We start from the raw sequence: 25976 nt of genomic DNA, 5'->3' as shown, positions 1-25976 counted from the left end.
TGGTAATTACGGGTTTAGAAAACTCATTCCTACTAAGTTCTTTTGGCCGAACAATTCTATTTTTTACTACAATTATATTGTTATTATTTGTTCTTTTTAAGCTCGTAATAGTGCCATATTTGAATCTATTTCGGACAAAGCATCAAATATCTGACGAAGAAGCCGCTCATATAATTGGTCAGTTTTTTCCTGAAATCAGAGATAAATTACTGAATACCATACAGTTAGGGTCTATAGCTTCTTCCGACAGCAGTTTAATACTTGCAAGTATTGAAAAGAGAACGTTAGAAATTTCGCCATTCGAATTTAGTTCAAGTATAGACTTAAAATCGAATAAAAAATACATCCGATATGTTGCTTACCCTGGAATAATTCTGCTTTTTCTACTATTGTTATTTCCACAATACCTTACTGAAAGCACGAGCCGTATTATAAATTATGATAAGGAGTTTGAACCCGCTCGATTGTTTATAGTTACACCATTAAATAATGAGTTTTCGGCCTTCAAAAATGAAGATTTCATTCTGGATGTTAAAGTCAGCGGTTCTGCGATTCCCGATCAAATATATGTGAACTCCAAAGGCAGAAGAGCGAAGATGAAACTGCAATCAAATGGTCGTTTTCAGTACATTTTTTCAAAAGTTCAAGACAATTTCAATTTCAGGATAGAAGCTGCAGACTATCGGTCAGTATCCTATGAAGTCAATATCCTACAACGCCCAGACATCAAAGCCTTCAATGTAGCTCTTAACTACCCAAATTATACAGGTAAAAAAAATGAGATTCTCGAGAACGTAGGCAATCTCTCAATTCCAGAGGGCACTGAGGTTACATGGACCATTCAGACTATAGAGACTGAGTCTCTAAAAATTGCGTTCGTAGAGGAAAAAGAAATTATAGACCTTAAGCCTACAGGAAATCAACTGTATGAATCTAAGAAAAGGATACGAAAAAGTGACTCATATAAGCTTCACCTCGTAAATCGACACAGCAAAAACAAAGATTCAATTGCTTACCAAATTGATGTAATAAAAGATGAATACCCAAAAATTTCTTTGAATTCATATCAGGACACGACATTGTTTGCGTTTATTGTATTCAACGGATTAATTGCAGATGATTATGGCCTTTCCAAATTAGAATTTGTATATGAAAAAGACCATGAGCAAGTATCTATTCCTGTTCCGTTCAACAAAAACCTTCAATCACAAAACTATTTCTATCAGTGGAATCTGGACTCTCTTGATATTGGTCAGGGAGAAGCTGTAACATATTTTGTTCGTGTATGGGATAATGACGCTGTAAATGGAAGAAAGTTTTCTCAAACATCAACTTATAACTTTAAAGTACCAGATAAAAAAGAAATTAAAGAAAAGCTCAACAAGCAATCTGAAGGAGCTAAAAAAGAATTGGACCAATCGCTTCAAGAAGCTGAAGATCTAAACGAGCAAATTAGAGAAATTCAGAATGATCTGAAAAGCAAGGAAAACCTTGACTGGCAGGAAAATAAAAAGATCAATGATCTTATTAAGCAAAAGGAGAAGCTTGAAGATGCACTAAAAAAAATAGCCCAACAAAATAAAGATTTAGCAAAAAAACAAGAACGCTTTAATCAACCCAACGAAAAACTCCAGCAGAAAGTAGATCAGTTGCAAAAGCTGATGGACGATATACTTGATGAGGAAACCAAAAAACTCTATGATGAGCTAAAAAAGCTCCTCGAAGAACAACAAGGATCCGAAGATATTGAAGAAATCATGGATCAGCTTGAGAACAAAGAAGAGAATCTTCAGAAGGAAATAGAGAGAGCAATAGAAATGTTTAAGCGTCTCCAATTTGATTACAAGATGGACGAGATAATCAATGACCTTGATGAACTGGCACAAGAGCAAGTAGAACATTCCGAAGAAACGCTAGACAAACAAAATAACACAGAGTCTCTAAAAAAGGAGCAAGAAGACCTGAATGAGTCCTTCAATCAAATAGAGGAGCAAATAGACAAGCTTGATGAGCTCAATGAACAAATGAAACAGCCAGAGGAACTAGGTAATTTTGACCAGGAAGAATCTGAAATCAAAGAAGAACAACAGCAAAGCAAAGAAGAACTTGATCAGAACAAAAGAAAGAAATCTTCGCAGTCCCAGAAAAAAGCCTCCGACAAGATGAAGGAAATGAAGCAAAAGATGGAGGAAATGCAAGCCGGAATGGAAATGACTATGATGCAAGAAAATCTGGATCATCTTAGAGACATCGTAGACAACCTGGTCAAAGTATCTTTTGACCAAGAGAAGATAATGACTGACTTCAAAGGCGTAAATCAGAGTGATTCACGTTACGTAAGTCTTTCACAAGAACAATTAAAGCTAAAAGATGATGCTAAAATTATTGAAGACAGTCTGCTATCACTGGCCAACCGTGTCTTTCAGATTCAAAGTTTTGTGACGCGTGAGGTCGATGCAATGAATGACGAAATACAAGCGAGCTTACAAGGCCTAAAGGACAGACGTAAGGCAGAAGCAACAGCACATCAGCAATATGCAATGACTTCAATAAACAACTTGGCGTTACTTTTAGATGATGTACTCCAACAAATGCAACAGCAAATGGCAGATGCTATGGGCAAACCTCAGAAAGGGGAGAAAGGGCAGAAGCAAAACCTTCCAGGGTTATCTGAATTGCAGCAACAACTCAATAAAAAGATTGACGACTTGAAGAAAAGCGGGAAATCAGGCCGCCCTTTGTCAAAGGAACTAGCAGAATTGGCAGCCGAACAAGAAATGCTTCGCAATGAGCTTCAGAGATTACAAGATCAACTTGGTGAAAATCAAGATGGAGTTGGTAATAACCTCCAGCAAGCCATTGAAAAAATGGAAAAGACCGAACTTGATTTAGTAAACAAAAGAATTTCTCAGGAAACAATAAATAGACAGAAGGACATTCTTACACGTATGTTAAAAGCTGAAAATGCGCTTCGAGAAAGAGAGTTAGATGATGAAAGAGATGCCGAGCAAGCAGATAATATTGACAGACTTTTACCTCCCGAATTTGAAGAGTACCTTAAAGCAAAAAAACAAGAGTTAGAACTTCTAAATACCGTTCCTCCAAAAATGAATCCTTATTATAAAGAAGAAGTAAATAAATACTTTAGAAGGTTGAACGAACAATAATATATTTGTGACAAAATTGATTAACAGAAATAATGGACGCCATTAAAATTCAGATTCCGTCGCTTTCAGAGAATATCCGTATTATAGAAAGCTTCATAGACAATGCTAAAGAGCAGTATAATTTTACAGACGACATCTATGGCAACATTATGATAGCAGTGACAGAATCGGTTAACAATGCCATAGTGCATGGAAATCAATCTGACAAGTCAAAAAATGTTCATCTTTCTTTAAGTCTGGACGACAATCAGGTCAAGTTCGTAATCGAAGACGAGGGCCTAGGTTTTGACTATGATAACCTTCCTGATCCAACAGCACCTGAAAATATCGAAAAGCCGGGTGGAAGAGGTATTTTTCTTATGAAAAACTTATGCGATGAAGTATCATTTACAGATAACGGGAAAAAAGTAGAGCTCCGTTTTTACCTACCCTAATGGATCAGATTAACTTTTTTTATGAAGACACTTCCTTTGAGCTCACTCAAAAAGAATCTATCTCTTCATGGATAATGCAGACGATTGCCACCGAAGGACATAAGTTTCAAGAACTGAACTACATCTTTTGTTCCGATGAATATCTTCATCAAATAAATGTTGAATATCTCCAGCATGACTATTACACAGACATCATCACCTTTGACAATTCGGAACAGGCAAAGACAATAGAAGGTGATATTTTCGTAAGCGTAGAAAGGGTACAGGACAATGCTCAGGATCAAGGCATTCCATTTGAACTTGAGCTTAGAAGAGTCATCATTCACGGCCTTCTTCACCTTGTCGGATACAATGATAAGACAGACGAACAGCAACGCGAGATGAGAGAAAAAGAGAATGCTTATTTATCTTTGTGAAAATTTAAATTTTAAGAGACTTTAAAAGTTCCACGTGGAACACCTAGTGATAATACATCACTGTTTCACGTGGAACATTAAGATATATTTCATGTTTCCACAGTATGATGTAATAGTAGTCGGAGCAGGCCACGCCGGATGTGAAGCAGCAGCTGCAGCAGCCAATATGGGCTCGCAGGTGATGCTTGTGACAATGAATATGAATACCATTGCCCAAATGTCTTGCAATCCTGCCATGGGTGGAGTGGCCAAGGGACAAATAGTTAGAGAAATAGATGCCTTGGGAGGATACTCAGGCATCATTTCAGACAAGTCCATGATTCAGTTTCGCATGCTCAACAAGTCTAAGGGTCCAGCCATGTGGAGCCCTAGAACACAGAATGATCGTATGAGGTTTGCTGAAGAATGGAGACTTGCACTAGAGCAAACACCCAATGTAGACTTTTGGCAAGAAATGGTTTCCGGACTTGTTGTCAAAGGAAATAGAGTAGTAGGAGTAAGGACCAGTATGGGTTTAGAAATCTTAGGAAAAGCTGTCATCCTGACTAATGGAACCTTCCTTAATGGCTTGATTCATATAGGCGAAAAAAGATTTGGTGGTGGCCGTACAGGAGAAAAAGCTGCTACAGGAATAACAGAACAATTAGTACAACTCGGGTTTGAGTCCGGTAGAATGAAGACAGGAACACCCCCTCGAGTAGATGGTAGGTCTCTCAATTGGAAGGTGATGGAAGAGCAACCAGGAGATGAAATACCCGGTAAGTTTTCTTTCTCAAACACGAAACCTCTCCAACATCAAAGATCCTGTCACATCACATATACAAATGCCGAAGTTCATAATATACTAAAAACAGGCTTTGAAAAATCTCCGATGTTTACAGGACGAATAAAAGGACTCGGTCCCCGTTATTGTCCTTCCATAGAAGATAAGATCAACCGTTTCGCAGAACGTGAAAGGCATCAAATATTCGTTGAACCAGAAGGATGGAACACCGTAGAAATATATGTGAACGGATTCTCAACGAGCCTGCCAGAAGATGTTCAATATAAAGCCATAACGAAAATCCCCGGTTTTGAAAACGTAAAAATGTTTAGACCTGGCTATGCCATAGAATATGATTACTTCCCACCAACACAGCTAAAGCCTACACTCGAAACAAAATTGCTAGACAATTTATACTTCGCGGGTCAAATTAATGGTACTACAGGATATGAAGAAGCGGCGAGTCAGGGGCTTATGGCAGGTATTAATGCACATAACAAAATACGTGAAAAAGAGCCTTTTGTATTGGGACGATCAGAAGCATACATCGGTGTATTGATCGATGACCTGATTAATAAGGGTACAGATGAGCCCTATCGTATGTTCACGTCAAGGGCAGAATTCAGAATTCTATTGAGACAAGACAATGCTGACATACGCCTTACCGGAATAGGGCATCGGCTAGGACTGGCCTCAGAGGAAAGGCTTGAACGAGTAAACCAAAAGATCTCGGATACTGATGAACTTGTAGAACAACTTAACAAAATCAAAGTCAAGCCTGAAGAAATCAATGGCAAATTAGATAAAATAAATTCGGCGAAGATCAAGGAAAAAACCCCACTGATCAATTTCTTAAGAAGACCTGAGCTCGGTATTCAAGAAGTAATATCGTTTCATCCAGATGCCATTAAGATCACAGAAAATGTTCATATAGATATTCTCGAACAGGCCTCCATATTGGTAAAATATGAAACCTACATAGAGAAAGAAAAGAACCTGGCAGATCAAATGGGTAATCTTGATAATAAAAAGATTCCCCAAGATTTTAACTATAGAAATATTCCTGCATTATCCTCTGAAGCAAAAGAAAAACTTTCTAATATTAAGCCAACAAACCTTGGACAAGCATCTAGAATTAGCGGTGTGAATCCAGCAGATATTTCAGTATTGATGGTCTACATGGCTAGATAATTTATGTACGAAAAAGTAGAATCCTGCCCTTCTTGTAATTCTAAAGATTTCACTAACCACATCATTTGTGATGACCATTCTGTTACAAAGGAAAGCTTCGCAATAATGAAGTGCACAAATTGTGGGTTGCTGGTTACTTCACCAAGACCTGACAAGAATTCTATCGGATCCTATTATAAATCTGAAGACTACATTTCGCATACCAATCAAGCAAATAGTTTTATAAACCAGATTTATAAAATAGCTCGCAATTATACACTTCGAGAAAAGTTCAAGTTGATCAATAACCTTGCCTCGAAACAATCAATCCTAGATTATGGTTGCGGTACTGGGCATCTACTCAACTATATTCAGAATAAAAAAAGGTGGAAGACAATAGGAGTGGAACCAGATGAAATGGCTAGAACTATCGCCATCAGCGACTACGATCTTAATGTCGTAGGATCACTTGAAGATCTTCCTGATAAGAAGTTTGGCATCATTACTCTTTGGCATGTTCTAGAACATATTCATGATATCAACGAAACTATCCAATCACTTATTAAACATTTATCTAAAAATGGTAGATTAATCGTAGCAGTTCCAAACTTTGAGTCTCTGGACCAACAAATTTATAAACAATATTGGGCTGCATACGACGTCCCCAGGCATCTATATCACTTCAATCAATTGACTATCAAAGAGTTGATGAAGTACAACAAGCTTACACTAGAAAAAGTAATTCCTATGAAATTAGATGCCTATTACGTATGTATGCTCAGCGAAAAGCACAAATTTGGAAAGATTAATTATTTCAAATCAATACTAAATGGCTGGAAATCAAATACTTGGGCCCGTAAAAACAACAAGAACTATTCAAGCCTGATCTATATATTCAATAAAGCATGAAATTTACATTTCCACTTTTTCTTCTTTTGATTTCAATTTATGTCTATTCCTGTGCTAATCAAGGAACTCCTACAGGTGGGCCCCGCGATACTATTCCACCAATGCTTGTGCAAAGTATACCTACAAACAAAAGTATCAACTATACTGGCAAAGAATTCAAATTTACATTTGATGAAAGAATCAATGCTGACAAGCTCAAAAATCAATTACTTATTACACCTCATACTGAAAACAAGTTCAATATTAAAGTCAGAAAAAATGAAGTGACCATTGCTTTTGATGACAACTTTAATGACAGTTCTACCTATACACTAAACTTCTCTGATGGACTCGTAGATGTTACTGAAAAAAATCCAGCGGTGAATTTAAGCTTTGCGTTTTCCACAGGTCCCTATATTGACTCCATTTATGTCAACGGAAAAATCACTGATCTATATACCAATGAACCCAAAGAAGAATTTATTGTAGGGTTATATCAAATTAGTGATTCACTTAATCTACTAGAAGATAAACCTCGATATTTTGCAAAGACCAACGAACAGGGACAATTCTTGATCGAAAACATCAAAAATTCTTACTACAAAATACTTTGCTTCAAAGATGAAAATAGAAACCTGATACTAAATCCCGAATCAGAGCCTCATGGCTTCTTAGCTGATTCAATTGACCTCATCACTTCTCAGGATTCCATAAGAATCGCGGCCCAACTGATCAACGCATCAAGGTTCAAATTTATTCGATCCAAAACAACCGGCCGATACTTCGATCTTCAATACAACAAACCATTTATCTCATATGAAATAACCAAGCTAGACTCTTCACAGGTATATCCTATTCCGCCAAATAATCGTGTGAAAAGTAATAAGGTTATGAGATTCTATCCAACCGAAACATTCACATATGACGCGGATAGTCTCGGCATTCTCGTATCAGCCACGGACAGTATGTTCAATATTTCAAAAGATACTGCATATGTCAAGTTCACTGAGTCATCCAGAAAACCAGAAGACTTCAGCTACAACCTTGAACCAAAAAATGGTGCGGCAATAGATCCTATTCTCACACACATGTATAAATTCAATAAACCTATTCGAACTTTCTACCAAGACAGCATCCAGATATCTTATGATACATTAAGGACTGAAAAGATAGCAGATAGTTCATTCGTATGGAATACTAACATGACGATCCTAACATTCAAAACATTCTTTGACAAAAACTATCTAAAAAAAGAAATTGACACGTTACTGATAATATACGGAGATACAACGTTGACCGACTCTCTATCTTTATCAAAACTGCAATACTATTCCCAAGTCAAAACAAACCAAGTCTCCCTTTCATTCCCAAAAGGCACTTTTATCAGTGTTGACAATGATAGCACTGAAGAGACAAAGTATAATTACAAATTCAAGTCTTTAGAAGAGATGGGCTCTGTTAGTGGAGTTATCAACACGTCATTTACATCCTACACATTACAATTAGTAAATACCAAATATTCCGTAATAGACGAAGTGAAAAACTCTACTACTTTCAGCTTTCCATTCGTCAAACCAGGAAAATACACCATACGAGTAATGATTGACAACGATGGAAACGGTCAATGGTCTTATGGAAACATACTCCAGAATAAAGCGCCTGAAACAGTATATTTCTATCCTGAAATATTCGATGTAAGAGCTAACTGGCAACTTGAAAACATTGAGATTTCCTTTTAATAAGCGTGTGGATAAAGTGTAAGTCCAGCCTGAATAACCAGTTAACTATTGAAGAAAACCTCATACTTATCTACTAAAGAACAATACCCAAAGGATAACTTTCCCGTTCTATATATATATCAACAATTTTTACCAACTAGCAAGATTGTAAATAAGTAATTCACATATCGAAAACATCTTGTTGATAAGTCAATACTTCACTAAAAATCAATAACTTAAGATGTTAATAAAATGTAGCCAGGTCAGAGTAATGCACCAATCAATAACATAACACTGAAGAAGAAAAACTTATACACATATCTACAGTCCTAATAAAGAATAGTAATTTCTTTAATCTATATTTTTATTTTAAGGATTGAACAGAAATGTGGACAACTGAAGAATGAAGAAATTTTTTTATCTACTTATAATAATAACTCCCACACTTGCGGCGGCACAAAGTTCTAATCAGGTTCAACTTGCCAACGAATACTATATCAATGGGGAATTAGACAAGGCTCGGGATATTTATGAAAAACTGTCGGGGAATCCTCAATACATTCAGCAAATCCATAATAACTACCTGAGTATTTTGCTGACAATCGCAGATTACAAAGCGGCAGAAAAGCATTTAAAAAAGGCGAGAAAATACTATCCCGCAAACGTATATTATCAAATAGACGAAGGACTCTTGTATCAAACAATTGGTGAAGAGGAGAAGGCCGAAAATGTTTATAACGAGACCATTGATAGAGCAAAAGAAAACAAATATCTCATTCGTACAGCTGCACAATACTTTGTCAGCAAACAACTCACCCCCTATGCGCTAAAATCATATTTAGTAGGTCGAAAAAGTGACAAGGACAAAACAAGTTATGCACTAGAACTGGCTAACACTTATCGCATACTTGATCAAAAAACACAAATGATTGAAGAGTATCTTTTGTTCGCCTCTATTCGCCCTAACAATCTTCGATATGTGAAAAACATATTGCAGAACATTCTCCAAAAGGAAGAGGACATTCAGAACTTTAGAGATATACTAATTGAAAAAATTCAAAAGCAGCCGAATGAAAAAATATATCCCGAACTTTTAATTTGGGTGAGCCTACAACAAAATGACTTTCATGGTGCTTATATTCAAGCAAGAGCTGTCGACAAAAAATATAAAACGAATGGAAACAGAGTGATGGACATTGGAAATATTGCACTTGAAAATAAGGCTTACAATGATGCTATTGAAATATTCACTTATGTGACCGACAACTATCCAAATACCGGAAATTACATAAGCGCACGAAGACAAATCATAAAATCACGTGAAGAAAAAGTAAAAAATGACTTTCCAATTGAAAAGCAAGCAATCCGGGAACTCACTTACGACTACAAGCAGTTGATTTTAGATATTGGCGTAAATACTCAAACTATTGAAGCACTAAGAAGTAAAGCCTTGTTACATGCCTTTTATCTTGATGAATTGGATTCCGCTATCAATATTTTGAATGAAATCATTCGCGCGCCCAGAATAAATCTCGCACTCAAGGCTAAAAGCAAATTAGATTTAGGGGACATTTATTTGCTAACTAACGATCCTTGGGAATCAACCTTACTTTACTCTCAAGTAGAGAAGAGTAATAAAGACAGTCCAATAGGATATTCAGCCAAATTAAAAAATGCAAAACTCAACTATTATCAAGGAAATTTCGAATTAGCCAAAAGCCACTTAGATATTTTAAAACTTGCAACTACAAGAGAAATTGCTAACGATGCCATGTCCTTAAGTCTTTTAATTCAAGACAACACGGTGTTAGATTCTTCTGACTTTGTAATGAAGGAATTTGCGTCCGTCGAACTCTTACTGTTTCAAAATAAAAAGGACAGTGCTCTGATAAAGTTCGAAAGCATGCTGAAAAAATATCCTGGACATTCGCTTACTGATGAGATATATTGGAAGATGGCAAAAATCAATCTAGAACTTGGAAATTTCGAGAATTCGCTTTTAGAGTTGCAAGCCATATTATCTAGCTATCCTTCTGATATATTAGGCGATGATGCAATGTTTCTTCTGGCCGAAATCTATGAAGAATATCTTTACGATGAAGAAAGGGCGATGGAATTGTATAAGGACTTTTTGATTACTTATCCTGGAAGCGTGTATGTTGCTGAGTCTAGAAAAAGATTTAGGAAGCTAAGAGGAGACAACATCAATTGATTATAATAAATTGCAACATGCAGAATAAACTTTTATTTCTCTTTTTACTTTCATTTGCAAATGCCTCATTTGCTCAGGAAGTATTTTCAGGAACTGTCACAAGTGTTTATAATGGAGATAGCTTTAGTATGAAATCTGAAGACGGGATTCTCATGAAAATAGTGGCTATGGGCATAGATGCGCCGGAACTTCCACAGGAATATGGACTAAGATCAAAGGAGTTTGCAAGTGGACTGCTTTTGAACAAGAAAGTGAAAGCCTATTTGATGCCAGGAGAGTTTTATGGTAGAAGAGAAGCTGTGGTAGTTACAGCCGATAATATTCATTTCAATTATGAAATGGTACTAACCGGAAATGCCTGGTGGGACTACAGATATTCTAAAGACAAATATTTAGAGATCGCCCATAAGACGGCAAGATCAAGAGAGATTGGACTCTGGAAAGATGGCGGTGCTCAGCCCCCGTGGGACTGGAGTAGAAGCAAAAAAAAGAGATAGATTATTTTTTGAAAAAGAAGAGATTGCCGTTGGATTTAAATCTTTCGAACTCTTCCTTACTGTTCGCCACCTAATTGGTCAGGAATAGCACAATTCCTATAATTAGTATGCATGCATAACAAATTTTATATATCTTTGACGACAGTCGAAAGGTAATCATTAAATTTCAAAGTGTATGCGCAAAGAAGAAACAGTCGATTATCACATTAAGGTAGTGTGGCATGCTATATCCAGAATGTATAATCAAGGAGGTTCGATAAAAGGAATTACGGCCTCTTCCGGTTTCGTACTTCTAAATATTGATCAAGAAGAGGGCACTCCGGCTACAAAAATTGCACCATTGCTTGGAATGGAATCTCGCAGCCTCACACGTATGCTCAAAAATATGGAGGAAACGGGATTGATCTATAGAGAAAGAGATACCGAAGACAAGAGATCTGTTCGAATTTATTTGACAGAAGCTGGAAAGAAAAAACGTGATTTTTCGAGAAAGGCAGTCATCTTTTTTAACGAAAAAGTGAGAGATGCCGTTCCGTCCAAAAAACTTGAAGCATTCTTTGAAGTAATGACTGCAATCGACAACGTTATCGAAGAAAATAAAAATCTTGACCAAAAAATTGAGTTAATCGAAAATGAATAGAGCCATCAGAAAAGTAGCAATCCTTGGGTCCGGTATTATGGGATCAAGAATTGCCTGTCATTTTGCAAACATTGGAGTTGAAGTACTTCTCCTGGATATTGTTCCGAACGAATTGGATGATGCAGAAAAGGCGAAAGGCCTGACCTTGGAAGACAAAATTGTTCGAAACAGAATTGTAAACCTTGCATTTCAAAATACATTGAAAGCTAAGCCAGCCGCACTTTATGACAAAAAAGACGCATCGCTAATTTCACTTGGAAATTTCGAAGACGACATGTCGAAAATTTCTGACTACGACTGGATCATGGAAGTGGTAGTTGAAAAATTAGAAATTAAAAAAATTGTTTTTGATCAAGTTGAAAAATATAGAACACCGGGTACGCTTGTAACTTCTAATACCTCTGGAATTCCGATCCACTTCATGGCGGAAGGCAGAAGTGACGATTTCAAAAAACATTTCTGCGGAACACACTTTTTCAATCCGCCCAGATATTTGAGACTGTTGGAAATAATTCCTACCAAGGAGACAGATTCGGAGATCATCAAATTTCTAATGAATTATGGAGATTTGTTTCTTGGAAAAGAAACCGTTTTGTGTAAAGACACTCCGGCCTTTATTGCCAATAGAATTGGCATCTATGCGATAATGTCCGGCATGCACGCTGTTGAAAAAATTGGCTTGACTGTTGGTGAAGTTGACAAACTCACTGGGCCTATAATTGGACGTGCAAAATCGGCAACCTTCCGAACTATGGATGTGGTAGGTCTCGACACGACTGTTAATGTTGCGAATGGATTATATCATGGTTTACCAAATGATGAATCACGTGAAGCCTTCAAACTCCCTAAAATTGTACAGGAATTGTATGATAAAAAATGGTGGGGGGATAAAACCAAGCAAGGCTATTTCAAAAAGACAGTAAATGAAACTGGCAAAAAAGAAATCCTTGAGCTAAACCTCAAAACTTTCGAATACGGTCCAAGAACCAAAGGTCATTTTGATGCTATTGGCCAGGTCAAAGACATTGAAAATGTAAAAGAGCGTATTCCTATTCTGGTAAATTCTGACGGAAAAGCTGGCGAATTTTATAGAACTACATTTTACGATATGTTCAAATATTGCTCCTTGCGAATTCCCGAAATTGCAGATGAGCTATATCGCATAGATCAAGCCGTAGCTGCAGGCTTTGCCTGGGAGATCGGGCCATTTGCCACTTGGGATGTTTTGGGTGTAAAAGAAACTGCTGCCAAAATGGAAGAAGCTGGTATGAAACCAGCTGATTGGGTGACAGAAATGATATCAGCTGGTCATGAGAGTTTTTACAAATTCGAAAATGGAAAGAAACTATATTATGACATTCCATCGAAGGCTTATAAAGTAATCCCGGGAACAGAAGGTCTAATCATCCTGGATGCTTTCAAAGAAAACAACATTGTCTATCAGAATCCCGGATGTACCCTTTACGATGTCGGTGATGGCATACTCAATCTGGAATATCATACCAAAATGAATGCCATGGGTGCCGAAATTATCGAAGGCATTAATGCTTCAATCTCGAAAGCTGAAGAGAGCTATCGTGGACTGGTTATTGGCAACGAAGGACAAAACTTTTCTGCAGGTGCAAACCTGGCAATGCTATTTATGTATGCAGGAGATCAGGACTTCGATGAGATCAACATGATGATTGGCCATTTTCAAAATACCATGATGAGAGCAAGATATTCTTCAATCCCTGTGGTGGTGGCTACCTCTGGTATGGCACTCGGTGGTGGTTGTGAATTATCCTTACATTCGGATCACATTCAGGCTCACACAGAGACCTATATGGGATTAGTGGAAGTTGGTGTTGGCCTCATTCCCGGTGGTGGCGGTACTAAAGAAATGACTTTAAGAACTTCAGATGCCTATAGGGCCGGAGACCCCGAACTTAATGTGCTTCAGGAAAACTTTATGACAATTGCCACAGCTAAGGTTGCGACTTCAGCTTATGAAGCTAGAGATTTAGGCTTCATTAGAAAGTCGGATGATTTTACTTTGAACCGGGCACGACTCTTAGCTGACGCAAAGCAAAAAGCAATAGAATTGGCAGAAGCAGGATATACGCAACCGGCGCAAAGAACAGATATTAAAGTTCAGGGAAAGTCGGGACTAGCCATGTTTGAAGCGGGTGTGGCAGGTATGCGTTATGGTAATTACATTTCCGACCATGACATGAAAATCGCCAAGAAAATTTCCTGGGTGATGAATGGTGGAGATTTGTCATCACCTACTTTGGTTTCAGAGCAATATCTTTTGGATCTGGAGCGAGAGGCCTTTTTAAGTTTGACCGGTGAACCAAAAACCCTAGAACGAATTCATAGTATTTTGTTCAAAGGCAAACCCTTGAGGAACTAATTGGGTCAATCTTGAATTTTAACTTTAGACACTACAAAAATGGAAGCATATATAGTAAACGGATTTAGAACAGCAGTTGGAAAATCGAAAAAAGGCGGATTCAGATTTACTCGTCCTGATGATTTGGCTGCCGATGTAATCAAACATTTGGTCGCAAGTGTTCCAGCGCTTGATCCAAAAAGAATTGATGATTTAATTGTAGGCAATGCCATACCAGAGGCCGAGCAGGGTATGCAAATGGGAAGAATGATATCTCTTCTTTCCTTACCGATAGAAGTTCCCGGAGTAACGGTAAACAGATATTGTGGTTCTGGTTTAGAAACAATTGCAACTGCTGCTGCGCGAATTAAAGCTGGAATGGCAGATTGTATTATTGCCGGTGGTACAGAGTCAATGTCATTGGTACCCATGCTTGGTTACAAAACAGCGCTTAACTGGAAAATTGCAGAAAACCACCCAGAGTATTATTTGGGCATGGGACTAACAGCTGAAGAAATAGCGGTTGACTATGATATCAGCAGAGAGCAGGCGGATGAGTTTTCCGTAAAATCTCATGACAAAGCTTTGGCCGCCTTGAAAGATAATAAGTTCAAAAATGAAATTGTCCCCATTACCGTCAAAGAAACTTATGTGAATGATGAAGGCAAAAAGGCCGAGCGTGAATTTGTCGTTGATACAGACGAGGGGCCAAGACTGGGAACTTCTATGGAAGGCTTGGCCAGGTTGAAACCTGCCTTTAAAATGGGAGGAGTCGTGACTGCCGGAAATTCATCCCAAACTTCTGACGGTGCCGCTTTCGTAATGGTCATGTCAGAAGCTATGGTGAAAGAACTAAATCTCGAGCCAGTCGCAAGAATGGTAACTTATACTGCTGCAGGAGTCAATCCAAGAATTATGGGAATCGGCCCGGTTGCTGCTATACCGAAGGCATTGAAACAAGCAGGTTTGAAACTCAATGATATTGATCAGTTCGAATTGAATGAGGCCTTTGCCACTCAGTCTCTGGCAGTGATTAAAGAAGCTGGACTGGATCCTGAAAAAATTAATCCTAACGGTGGAGCTATCGCTTTGGGTCACCCACTTGGTTGTTCGGGGGCTAAGCTGTCCGTTCAACTGATCAACGAAATGCGAAGGAGGAAACAGAAATACGGAATGGTTACTGCTTGTGTAGGAGGAGGCCAAGGTGTAGCCGGTATCTATGAGTTTCTGAAATAGACTTTTACTTTTTATGAGAAAAATGCTGATGCATTTTAAGCTCCACTTTGTGGGGCTTTTTTTATGTTTTGTCTACAAAGACAACCTTGGCCTTATCCCCTTTGACAATGGCACGATAAAAATTTCGAAAATCATTATATGATTCTTTTGGATACCGTCCTTTGTCCCAACCTATTTTTCGTACATAGGTCAATTTATGATCTTCATAAGTATAGGCCACACTAAAATTACCAAACTCATTTGATATGGAAATATTTTCTGGCAAATGCTCAATGCTAAATTTATCGGGAATAATATAAACCAGTGAATCACTATCAAAAAATGAGTTAGAGAGAACCACATCAGTTTGCCGATTCGAGACTTTGCGTGGCACTTTTTTCCACCTGTTCATAAGATTTGGTCTCAAAAATAAGCGCTTTTCATTGACAGAGGCTATTGTCCGAACTGTCAATTCTAAATGTTCATTGATGGATGGAATCTTATTATTGTTCAAATTGAATTCAAATTCATCAATTTGAAACTCGGGAATATCAGTGTTTTCATAAATCCACTTTTTTAGTTTCTCATCACCATCATCAACTAACCAGTTCAAGTCATTGTTTTCATATTGAGTACCGGTGTACAATATGTCAACCAATGCTTTGGCATTTCCCTCTTCGGATAGTTGAATTTCGCCTTTTGTAATTTGCCGATTTTCATTTTTGGTATAAATTGGTGTATGGACCACTATTCCTCCATCTTCCGTCACGATCAGTACATCTCTGTCACTTGTGAAATCACCTAAATACCCAAATGGATTCGTTTGGCTTGTGCATTCTAACCAAATGGTGTCCTGTTGGTTCGGAACACATAAAATTATATGGTTGGAGGAAATATAGGGAAAGTCCGGATACAAGTCTGGTGGATTGTCACCCGCGTAAACTTTTGTGTAATGAGAATTAATTCCTATAGCTTTTAGCAATGAATAGGTATAATTAGATAAAGCTTTACAATCACCATATCCTAATTCATCTACTTGTGATGCTTCGAATGGCTGCCAACCTCCAATGCCAAGTTGAATACTTACATATCGAGTTTTGTTCTGCACATATTCATATACGGACCGGATCTTGTCTTCTCTGGATTCAAACTGATCGGTAATTATTCTAATTTCACGAATGGTTTCATTATTTAGGCTATCCCGGTTTTTGTTCAATTGTAATTGCCAACGTCCATAGTTTTTCCAGCTATCCATATTTCCATAAAACCCATCATAGCCCATTATAGAAGGAGCCACTATCAGTCTTGGAATAGATTCGAAAAATGCTGGCCCGAATGGCTCTCTTCTCCTTGCCTTTTGATTTTCGACAAATAATGAGACATAGTCTACTCCTTTTTCATGCTTTTCTACCAGTTGGTGGTCAGAATTAAGCATTTTGAATCTTGGCTTAAGCTCAGGAGGGCATTCTAGTTTGTAGATCGAATGAATGACAGATACGTTTTGATCAGGCAATGCATACCAATTAGGAATATAAAAAAGAGATTCATACACTACTTCACTTTTAAATTCAATAGTATATGGATAGGTAGATTGTGACAAATCCAAATATTTAATTCTGCTGTCATCATAAATACTTCCCCCTGACACATTACTCTGGTCTTTAAAATCAAAACTGTCATAAGTTTCAAGAACTTGACCATTGACATCTATGAGTCTTGCACTTATTCTTTTGATTCTCGATTTCTTATCATATCCTTCGTAAAGCGTCGCGTATTTTTTTCCTCTGTCATTCAATATGGTGATGACTTGGTGTGTTTTCTCAATAGATTTATTTTTAGAAATTATTACGAATTCGGTTTTATTCAATTGGAAAACCGCATTAGCATTTTGCTTCAAAGAGTCCGGAATGAAATGAACGGCATACCCACCCTGACTCATTGCATTAAAGCCAAAAACAACAAATAATGAGACACCAAGTATTAACCTAGTTAAGTGCATACTATCAAGTTCTTTTTAATACAATTTGTTCATTTTGTTTTTTGATAATCTGAGCAAAGAACTCTTTGAGATAAGCATATTCTTGTGGCGAAAATTGAATTTTTTTAATTGACAATTTACTATATACCATTAATTTATTGCCTTGCTGTGTAACTTGAAATTTATAGTTACCACTTTTTGCAGGAAGGCTCAGCGCCAATGGCACAGGAGATTGATCAATCATATAACCTTCTGGGATGTCAATAGTAACATAGTACGTTTCTTCTATTGGAGCTCCAAAATCTACAGGATATTTGCGTTCTTCTAATTTGAATGGATTAGACCCCTGTTTTCCATCAAGCATAGGCGACAAGTAAATTATGGAAGCAGTGCTTACATCGTCTGATTCTATTTCAAAATCATAGTTTTCAACAAAACTTTGAGATAAGTTCTTTGCGTTTTCAAGTTGCAATGAATTGATTTCCCAAGGCGAGTTATCAATTTTGTCATCGATGTAGTTCTGTTCACCACTATTCAAGAATGTTTTTCTCAACGACCGTGCTTTATATCCTTCATACGCATACTTCAGATTTCCGGTAATAGTTCCGTCGTCACTTAAATTAAGAGAGCCAGAAATTTTTGTAGATTTTTTTTCTTTCGATGTTACGTTTACCCAACCTGGCTGGTCCTTTGAAACTACCCAGCCCTGGCCATTCAGGCACCTTTCCGGCAGCGTATTGATGGGAAGATAAGCATCAGTAGCGTCTAGCAATAAGTATTGGTCTCCAACATTCACTTTGCAAATCACATAGTTGAACTGATCCATCATTGGGAACTCTTGTTTTACTATGCCATGGTTACGAGTACTAATCAATACCGGATCAGCCTTCAGGCCCGCTTTCCTCATCAACGTAGTTAAGATTAGGTTGACCTCTGCTGAATTGCCTTTTCCTTCATTCAATGGATTTTTCAATGAGTAGTCAGCTGTTTTTTTAAGTGTACACCTGTTATTACCATTCCAAGAGATCTTGTTTTTCACAAAATTATAGACAACCGTTACTTTCTCTTCTTCAGATTTCCCTTCTAATGCTAATCCTTTGATTGGGTTGGTTATTTTCCACGCCCTGTTTAGATGCGCCCCAAAATACTCTGCTTCCAAAAACCTGCGATTGAATTTGTCCCAGGTACCCATATAATCTATTTGAGGAGAATTTGGCATTTTTTTGAAAGCTAATTCATAACTCACTTTTGAAATGTAATTGTTCGAAGAGGTCATGAAATCTTCAGATTCAAACTTTGGTGCATCCTTGACAATCCAAATTCTGTTTTCTTCCATATATTTAACTGTATTCACAGATGACTCACTTCTTTGACCAGGTGCTGTGGATCTACCCGCTACAGCAATTGTTTCTGTTTGTGGAAGCATTTCGTTGGTTGCAACGTCGAACGGAAGGTATCCCTGAGGGACAACTTGATAGATGTAGTATTCAGGAATTTTAGTACGAAACTCACTCCAGACTACTGGAATAGTGGACTGGAACTTCCAATCGTCAAAGTTGAAGAGAAAATCAGATACTATAGTATAAGAGTATTCAATGATTGAACCTTCTTTCACTTCCGGCATGGTGAATTTTTTGACGTCTTGGTTGGCATTGTATTTTTCTTCAAAAATGGAAGATTTTTCTAATTTGCTCTTTACAACTTTTTTGCCGTCAAGGTTGTATGTAAAGCCTTTAAGAAAATTCAGTTTTTCCTTGTCACCAAATTGATGCCATAAATAAACCTCTCCATCAGCCCATTTATAACCATCTTTATTAAATATTTTGATTCGTCGATGGACTTCGGTGATCAATTTCCACCCTTCTCCATGTGCCCATTTAATTTTTGAAACGCCATAATCGCAAAGAATGATTGCACTGGCACTAGAATCTTTTTCATAGTATTTCATCTCTAAGTTGGCGGGATCTATCTTGCCAAATTTCATTGGTGGAGCTTGGCCGTAGATACTAGCGGAAAGAAAGAAAAAGGTTATAAAAGAAAGAGCATATAGTAATTTCATGGCATTATATTTTTCAGAAAAAATTTTCGAAATCTAACTAATATTATTTTATCATAAGTGAATCTGACCAAATTAAATGGCGGTCGCAGTTATACTATAAGCTACTTGTTTTGAATGTTCCATAATAAATTTTATAATTTAGCCAAGAACAAAATATATCAAACAAATTCATAGAATATTTAGTATAAAATTCTGAACAGTCAAAAAAACAAACCTTGTATTTCTAACTTCTTTGGTTTATCACTATTTTTAATGTCCTAGTGGACTTTTTTATTAGACTACTTAGCATACTAATCCAACAAATGACTGGCAGATGATCACCAACGATCATCTGCTTTTTTGATAAATAGCTTAAACCATAGAATTGTCAACAACTAATTAGTATATATTTTTGGCGAACAATGAAAAGATGCAATTGAAAGTTGGAGATACCTACGAATCAGAATTTACCATATCCCAGGAACAGGTCAATGCCTTCGCTGAATTGTCCGGTGATAAAAACCCGCTGCATATAGATGCCGTGTACGCCGCTACTACCAACTTCAAATCACCCATCGTCCATGGTATTTTTACTTCTGCTGTAATATCCAAAATATTAGGTATGGAGTTTCCAGGGCCGGGGACGTTTTACCTTGGCCAGAAATTGGAATTTAAAAGAGCTATCTATCCTGGTAAAAAGTATGTTGTGAAGTTTGAAATCAAAGACATTAGAGTGGGTAAGCACATTGCGGTAATTAGTACTCAATACTTTGAAACAGAATCTGGAAGAAATAGAATTGTTCTTGACGGAGAAGCTGAGGTTAAAAACATCGAACGTATTCCCTAGTCATACTATTATATATTCTGATAATCATCAGTATTTCAATTCATATGAAAACAGCATCTTTTAGAATCAATTGTTCGTAATCTGATTTGTCGGTGCCAACGACCATTGAGCAAGTCTATCTCCTGATAGAAACAGTTCATAAAAATCACCGACAAAACTCAATCGTATATGGCAACTTGCGAGAGTTGCCATTTCACTCATTACCAAACCAACAAGATGATTAAAAGACAACTCGACGCGTACATACAATCCTATCAAGGCCTTTCAAGAGAAATATGGCTGCTTGCACTCATCACATTTATCAACAGAGCGGGCACCATGGTGGTGCCTTTTTTGTCTCTATACCTTACTGCCAGTTTAGGTTATTCCCTGTCCGAAGTCGGCTGGGTAATGACTTCTTTTGGAGCAGGCTCAATTGTTGGTGCATGGATTGGTGGCAAACTGACCGATAAGATCGGATACTATAAGGTGATGCTACTCAGCTTGATTGGCGCAGGTATCATTTTTATCGTCGTGCAGTACCTCAATGATTTTTGGTATTTAGCGTCGGGCATCTTTGTTCTTATGTTGGTGGCTGATATGTTTCGACCAGCGATGTACGTATCCATTCGTGCCTATAGTAAACCTGAAAATAACACAAGGTCAGTTACATTGATCCGTTTGGCGATTAACCTTGGTTTTTCTTTTGGCCCGGCTATAGGTGGAGCCATTATTGCGACTTTGTCTTATGGCACCTTGTTTTGGATTGATGGCATTACCTGTATGTCGGCAGCCATTTTACTTTACCTCTTGATAAGTGAAAAAGACGGAGCACCTGTTCAGGAAAAAAGTGGAGTTGCTACTAAGCAGCAATCGGCCTATACCGATATTTCCTATTTGGTATTTTTAGCAGTGGTTTTTATCACGGGTGTGGTTTTTCTTCAGATGTTCGCCACGGTTCCTCTGTATTACAAGACGGTCCATCATTTGACAGAAGCCCAGATCGGATGGTTAATCTCTCTCAATGGAATGATCATATTTTTATTGGAAATGCCATTGATCAATTGGCTGGAGAAAAGCAGGATATCGAAAGCATCAATTATTTGGATTGGAACACTCTTTCTTGGCTTGGGTTTTTGGGTTTTCAACTTTTCAACCTGGGGTGGTATTTTAATTATAAGTATGGTTTTCATTACGTTGGGAGAGATGCTGGTTTTTCCTTTCGGGAATTCGTTTGCCATGGAACGCTCACAAAAAGGAAAGGCCGGAGAATACATGGCTCTCTTTCCTATTGCTTTTTCAGCCGCACATATCATTGGGCCCAATGTGGGCATGCAACTGATTGAAAAATTTGGTTATACCTTTACCTGGAGCATGGTGTTTGTCGCCACAGCAGTAGGGCTTTTGTTGTGCTACTATTTGAGATATCGCTTGAAAGCTGAAGAAGCAGGATATGGAAATACAGATCAAAAAATTTCGTCAGCTCTCCCTTGATGAGTTGTATGAGATTCTCAAGTTACGGGTTGATGTGTTTGTGGTAGAGCAGAAATGTGCTTACCCGGAACTGGATAATAAAGATCAACATGCCAACCACCTGATTGTTTCAAATGGAAATCAGGTGGTTGGCTATCTAAGAATCTACTATCCGGATCCGACACGAGCGGCTATAGGCAGGGTGCTGACTTTGGAATCCTTTCGTGGTCAGGGTCTAAGTAGAAAAATGATGGAAGAAGCGCTGAGTTTTCTTCAGGACAAGAGCAAGATTGAAACCATCTATCTGCAAGCACAAGAACATCTTTCGAATTTCTATGCATCTTTTGGTTTTGAAAAAACGTCTGATGTTTACCTCGACGATGGCATTCCTCATGTCGATATGGAAAAGATTGTCAAAACTGAAGAATGAATAATTAGGTGGAGGACATATTAAATCATTATAAACTAACTCATTGACAGATGGCCTACAACGAAGAACTTGCAGCAAGACTCCGTCAACATTTGGCCCCTTATGGTGATCATATCACGAAAAAAAAAATGTTCGGTGGGTTGTGCTATTTGTACAAAGGCAAAATGAGCGTTGGAATCGTCAAAGACGATTTATGTGTTCGCGCCATTTCTCCAAAGGATCAAGAAGAGCTGAAAAAGGAACATGTACGTCCCATGGACTTTACTGGGAAACCCATGAAAGAATTTTTTTATGTTTCTCCCGATGGTTTTCAATCAGAAACAGACCTGGCATACTGGGTGAATCTGGGCATTGAACATGCGGAGTCTAAATTGTAATTGATCAGAATAAGCCGCCATCAGATTTGCCATATTGTTCCTTTGCCTCTCATTAGGAAGTGCCGCACTAAAAAGGCCTCCTTAAGAGCGGCTAGCTAAAAACGCTGGACATATATGATTAACTTGATTAACTTCGTGGTATACCGTAAAAATCTAAAAGTAGCTTTATGAAAGGCATATCACTCTCCCTTTTACTCATTTTTAGTGTTTCATTTATTGTCGCCCAACCTAATTATTCATTAAAAACATATAAGGTACAAAAAGGCAAAAAAACCAGGTTTTATGCAAGAGAAGCCAAAGGCCTAATGAAAAGGGGTGAGTACAACAATGCTGTTCTCAACGCAGCTATGGCGCTTAAAACCGCAGAGAAAAAGAGTCATTTTTCAAATGCGCAAGAAAGACTAAATGAGACTTACCAACCGAGCCTTGAGGGTAGCTTAACTCGTATAGAAAGGCTAAACCAATCCACAGCTACTTTTGCTGGCGATCAGACCGTAACCAACGTTGCAGAATTAATCAGGATTTATACTACCATTGGTGATATTCAGCAAATTCTTGCCAGTATACCTAGAAAATCTTTTAACCCTGCCAAAAAAAGAGATGCGGGCTTTAGCTATGAACCGGTAGATTATTCAAAAGAACTCGAGGCCACGCGAACTAAGTTTGAAGAGTCGAAAAAAGAAGCAGCTGTCATGCACTATGCCAAGGGCAGAGAACTTGAGAATAGTGAAGAGAAAGTTGAGCTAAAACAGGCAGCGAAACATTTTAGATGGGCCAACCAGTACGTGCCCGACTACCGCGATGCCATGGAAAGGTATAACGGAATCAAAATTGTAGCCACGACAAGAATGGGAGTGAACAAATTTGATATGTCGGTCTCTACTAGGTATGGTGATGTTGCAGCAAGACTGACCGACGAGCTTTTAAGTAGTCTAAGTACAAAGGCAAAAACATTGGAATTCTTTGAAGTAATAGACAGGGATCAGTTGGATAAAGTGATCAAGGAACAAAAACTCTCTCTGTCCGGGCTTATGGATGAATCTACTACAGCTGAAATTGGAGAACTGAAAGGAGTAGATGTGATTTTAGTAGGAAATGTGACGGAAAATATTGTCGACCGACAAGAGTCCGGACCGTCAGAAAAAAGTTATACCAAAAACGTGGTTCTTAGAAAGGAGAAATATACCGATGAGGATGGCAAAGAAAAAACACGTGAAATCAAAGGCGATGTAAAGGCTACCGCCAAAATATTTACTAAAAGTGCTGAAGCTACAGTGGGTTGTACCTTCAAAGTAATCGATGTACAAACGGGCCAGGTACTGGAGTCGGGGTCTACCACAGGAACAGACACTTGGACATTCAGATGGATTGGCAGCTTTACCGGGGACAAAAGAGCGCTACCCGTTATACCACGTGAAGAAAGAAAATATCCTGGTTTTAGTAAAATGACAAATAGCGCTTCAAAAGAAGCTTCTGCTAAGGTGTTTAAGAGTCTTACCTCCTACATATCCACAGTGGGCAATTAGTCTCCAAATTCAAGTTTGTAAGACAGGTCATTGGCAATCATCTTCTTAGCTTTTTCGTAGGCTTTAGCATCAGCAGTGTTGTAGTCGGCTCCTCCCCCCTTCACATTGGAAACGGAGTATTTATAAATTTCTTTTCCCGTTTTCAGATCTTGCATTGAAACGGTAGCATCCAAATAGCTAAATGACGCGATGTCGTTCCTTTGACCTTCTCTTGTGGCAGCTTCTATTTCAACCACATAATCAGCACCGGCTTTAGTATCAATGAACTGATAATCTAACTCGGCCAGTTCCTTCTTTACCGAAGGAGCTAAAATAGGAATTCTCCTTTCATTACCTAAACTAAACTCTGAAGACTTTACATAGACCGTTGGTGCTATCACCTGGATTTTATTTTCTATGCTGTAAGGAGGATGATCCAATACTACCTTTTGGTAAAAACCTGAAGAAGTAGGAATATCCAGTAACGAAGCAACATCGATCATAGTAGTTAACACAAAATCACCGCTAAGTGGAAGTTGATCAGTATTTAACATTAATGATGCCTTACCGCTCTTGTCAGAAGACAGGGTAGTTTCAAATTCGACCCGCTCTTCTCGTTTAATAGTAAACGCAAGTGGAATGTCTGCTAACAGTTCTTCACCTTTAACTACGTCTACCTCAATCGGGTAATCAAAAAGGTCTACTTTCTTAATTACATAGTCTGACTTTGTATGGCTCGGTTTTATTGAGGATAGAACATCTATGTACTTAAAGTTTTTTGGCAAAAAATTCGTCGTTCCGAGATCTAATACATCCATAGGAACTTTTGTACTGATACCCATTTTGGCTGTACCGGTGGCATCTACCAGATTGACAGTTACAGTTGCTAGTTCATTGGATTCATCAAATGCGCCTTCGTAGGTCAATTGGCACTCTGATTCAGATAATTGTGCGATGCCAAGTTCTCCTAGCGTATTCAACGATTTGTTTCTTAATTCAATGGAGAAATCGCTCTCTTTACCTGAGTCTTGGAAGGTGATGGTGGCCTGACAAACATTTATGGGCTCTTCTCCCAATTGTAGCTGCAATTGATAGCTGAGATGATTTGCCAATTCACCGATCTTGAGCTTGCCGGTTGTCAAAGCTTTATCTGTTAGATCAGCCACAGAAGATCTCATTTCGCGGATCTTTGGAAAATCAATTCTATTCTCCTGAGATAATGCAAGTAAAACAATGGCGGCCTCATTAATCTGATTCAGTTTGACCTGCGACTCATACAGAAGTTCAATGACTCTGCCTTTTCTTCCTGAGGTCAGGGCCTCTTGAGACTTAACAATATTTTCATCAATTTCCGAAGTGCTGACCCGAATAATGTCCAGATTGTAATTAATCAATTCCTCAATACTCACATATGAAAATGAGAAGGCAAGTTTCTTCTTCTTGTTATAGTAATTTTCAAATTTCAAGCCTACAAGTTCTGCTTCAGAGGTAGACACTGATATTTGATCCAGTCTCTGTGTGGATTCAGTATTCACAATGGAAATATTCATTTCCGTTTCCGCCTTAACATCTACGCGGACAGATTCAATGATTTGATTTCTGGAGAGTTGATTGAGCTGACCATAGATATCTGCGAGACTTTGGTTTTTACCAACCAACTCAGAGCTTAGGCCCGTGAGGTAACTGTCAGCAGGATATTGATCCTGTCGTTGGTATGGGTCCAGCCAGCTCGGAGCGTCCTTCTGAGCATGTAGCTGCCCAATCATTAGAAATGTTAAAACAAGAGAGTAAAAGTACTTCATGTGTTTATTGATTTAAACTCGAATGATGATGAAGTTGTCTCAAAAGTAAATGT

General features: G+C 38.0%; 19 protein-coding genes. 16 read left to right on the top strand and 3 right to left on the bottom strand.

Features of this window, described 5'->3' with window-relative positions; genetic code table 11:
- The first annotated feature begins 119 nt into the window (after window positions 1-119).
- The 11 genes from ABJD64_RS18020 to ABJD64_RS17970 all read left to right on the top strand — a co-directional run bounded on the left by ABJD64_RS18020 (window position 120) and on the right by ABJD64_RS17970 (window position 15515).
- Entirely contained in the window at window positions 120-3167 is a 3048-nt protein-coding gene (locus ABJD64_RS18020) for a DUF4175 family protein (protein WP_348195350.1), read from the top strand.
- 32 nt (window positions 3168-3199) lie between these two features.
- Entirely contained in the window at window positions 3200-3601 is a 402-nt protein-coding gene (locus ABJD64_RS18015) for an ATP-binding protein (protein ID WP_348180865.1), read from the top strand.
- On the top strand, window positions 3601-4017 hold the full coding sequence (gene ybeY, locus ABJD64_RS18010) for an rRNA maturation RNase YbeY (protein WP_348180866.1): 417 nt from the start codon (window positions 3601-3603) through the stop codon (window positions 4015-4017). Before ABJD64_RS18015 ends, ybeY begins: the two co-directional genes overlap by 1 nt.
- 91 nt (window positions 4018-4108) lie before the next feature.
- Entirely contained in the window at window positions 4109-5971 is a 1863-nt protein-coding gene (gene mnmG / locus ABJD64_RS18005) for a tRNA uridine-5-carboxymethylaminomethyl(34) synthesis enzyme MnmG (protein WP_348180867.1), read from the top strand.
- 105 nt (window positions 5972-6076) lie between these two features.
- On the top strand, window positions 6077-6859 hold the full coding sequence (locus tag ABJD64_RS18000; protein ID WP_348180868.1) for a class I SAM-dependent methyltransferase: 783 nt from the start codon (window positions 6077-6079) through the stop codon (window positions 6857-6859).
- Window positions 6856-8577 carry an Ig-like domain-containing protein gene (locus ABJD64_RS17995; RefSeq protein ID WP_348180869.1) on the top strand — a complete coding sequence of 574 codons (1722 nt, stop codon included), beginning with the start codon at window positions 6856-6858 and terminating at the stop codon, window positions 8575-8577. Before ABJD64_RS18000 ends, ABJD64_RS17995 begins: the two co-directional genes overlap by 4 nt.
- A gap of 382 nt (window positions 8578-8959) precedes the next feature.
- Entirely contained in the window at window positions 8960-10768 is a 1809-nt protein-coding gene (locus ABJD64_RS17990; RefSeq protein ID WP_348180870.1) for a tetratricopeptide repeat protein, read from the top strand.
- Between the two features lie 17 nt (window positions 10769-10785).
- Window positions 10786-11265, top strand: coding sequence for a thermonuclease family protein (locus ABJD64_RS17985; RefSeq protein WP_348180871.1), 480 nt, complete (start codon window positions 10786-10788; stop codon window positions 11263-11265).
- Window positions 11266-11440: 175 nt separating this feature from the next.
- The gene (locus ABJD64_RS17980) at window positions 11441-11905 is read left to right on the top strand and encodes a MarR family transcriptional regulator (RefSeq protein WP_348180872.1); all 465 of its coding nucleotides are present in this window, start codon (window positions 11441-11443) and stop codon (window positions 11903-11905) included.
- Window positions 11898-14300, top strand: coding sequence for a 3-hydroxyacyl-CoA dehydrogenase/enoyl-CoA hydratase family protein (locus ABJD64_RS17975; RefSeq protein ID WP_348180873.1), 2403 nt, complete (start codon window positions 11898-11900; stop codon window positions 14298-14300). The genes ABJD64_RS17980 and ABJD64_RS17975 overlap by 8 nt, the downstream gene beginning before the upstream one ends.
- 39 nt (window positions 14301-14339) lie before the next feature.
- Window positions 14340-15515: an acetyl-CoA C-acyltransferase gene (locus tag ABJD64_RS17970; RefSeq protein WP_348180874.1), complete on the top strand. Its 1176-nt coding sequence runs from the start codon at window positions 14340-14342 to the stop codon at window positions 15513-15515.
- Window positions 15516-15576: 61 nt separating this feature from the next.
- Here ABJD64_RS17970 and ABJD64_RS17965 read toward each other — a convergent pair whose 3' ends face one another.
- Both ABJD64_RS17965 and ABJD64_RS17960 read right to left on the bottom strand, forming a co-directional pair.
- Window positions 15577-17493: a DUF3857 domain-containing transglutaminase family protein gene (locus tag ABJD64_RS17965; RefSeq protein WP_348180875.1), complete on the bottom strand. Its 1917-nt coding sequence runs from the start codon at window positions 17491-17493 to the stop codon at window positions 15577-15579.
- 4 nt (window positions 17494-17497) lie between these two features.
- Entirely contained in the window at window positions 17498-19531 is a 2034-nt protein-coding gene (locus tag ABJD64_RS17960; protein ID WP_348180876.1) for a DUF3857 domain-containing protein, read from the bottom strand.
- Between the two features lie 409 nt (window positions 19532-19940).
- Between ABJD64_RS17960 and ABJD64_RS17955 the strand changes: the two genes are divergently transcribed.
- From ABJD64_RS17955 to ABJD64_RS17935, 5 genes are all read left to right on the top strand, one after another.
- Window positions 19941-20357 carry a MaoC family dehydratase gene (locus ABJD64_RS17955; RefSeq protein WP_348180877.1) on the top strand — a complete coding sequence of 139 codons (417 nt, stop codon included), beginning with the start codon at window positions 19941-19943 and terminating at the stop codon, window positions 20355-20357.
- Between the two features lie 216 nt (window positions 20358-20573).
- Window positions 20574-21830 (top strand): MFS transporter, encoded by a 1257-nt coding sequence (locus ABJD64_RS17950; RefSeq protein ID WP_348180878.1) that lies wholly within the window; start codon window positions 20574-20576, stop codon window positions 21828-21830.
- The gene (locus ABJD64_RS17945) at window positions 21790-22239 is read left to right on the top strand and encodes a GNAT family N-acetyltransferase (protein WP_348180879.1); all 450 of its coding nucleotides are present in this window, start codon (window positions 21790-21792) and stop codon (window positions 22237-22239) included. Before ABJD64_RS17950 ends, ABJD64_RS17945 begins: the two co-directional genes overlap by 41 nt.
- A gap of 50 nt (window positions 22240-22289) precedes the next feature.
- Window positions 22290-22616: a TfoX/Sxy family protein gene (locus ABJD64_RS17940; protein ID WP_348180880.1), complete on the top strand. Its 327-nt coding sequence runs from the start codon at window positions 22290-22292 to the stop codon at window positions 22614-22616.
- A gap of 167 nt (window positions 22617-22783) precedes the next feature.
- Window positions 22784-24142, top strand: a complete 1359-nt coding sequence (locus ABJD64_RS17935; RefSeq protein WP_348180881.1) for a CsgG/HfaB family protein — start codon at window positions 22784-22786, stop codon at window positions 24140-24142.
- On the opposite strand, the gene ABJD64_RS17930 is transcribed toward ABJD64_RS17935, so the two are convergent.
- On the bottom strand, window positions 24139-25923 hold the full coding sequence (locus tag ABJD64_RS17930) for a hypothetical protein (RefSeq protein ID WP_348180882.1): 1785 nt from the start codon (window positions 25921-25923) through the stop codon (window positions 24139-24141). The genes ABJD64_RS17935 and ABJD64_RS17930 overlap by 4 nt on opposite strands.
- Between the last annotated feature and the right edge of the window lie 53 nt (window positions 25924-25976).

The sequence above is a fragment of the Reichenbachiella sp. genome (assembly GCF_039944555.1).
Taxonomy (GTDB): Bacteria; Bacteroidota; Bacteroidia; order Cytophagales; family Cyclobacteriaceae; genus Reichenbachiella.
This window is presented reverse-complemented; position numbering and strand designations above follow the sequence as displayed.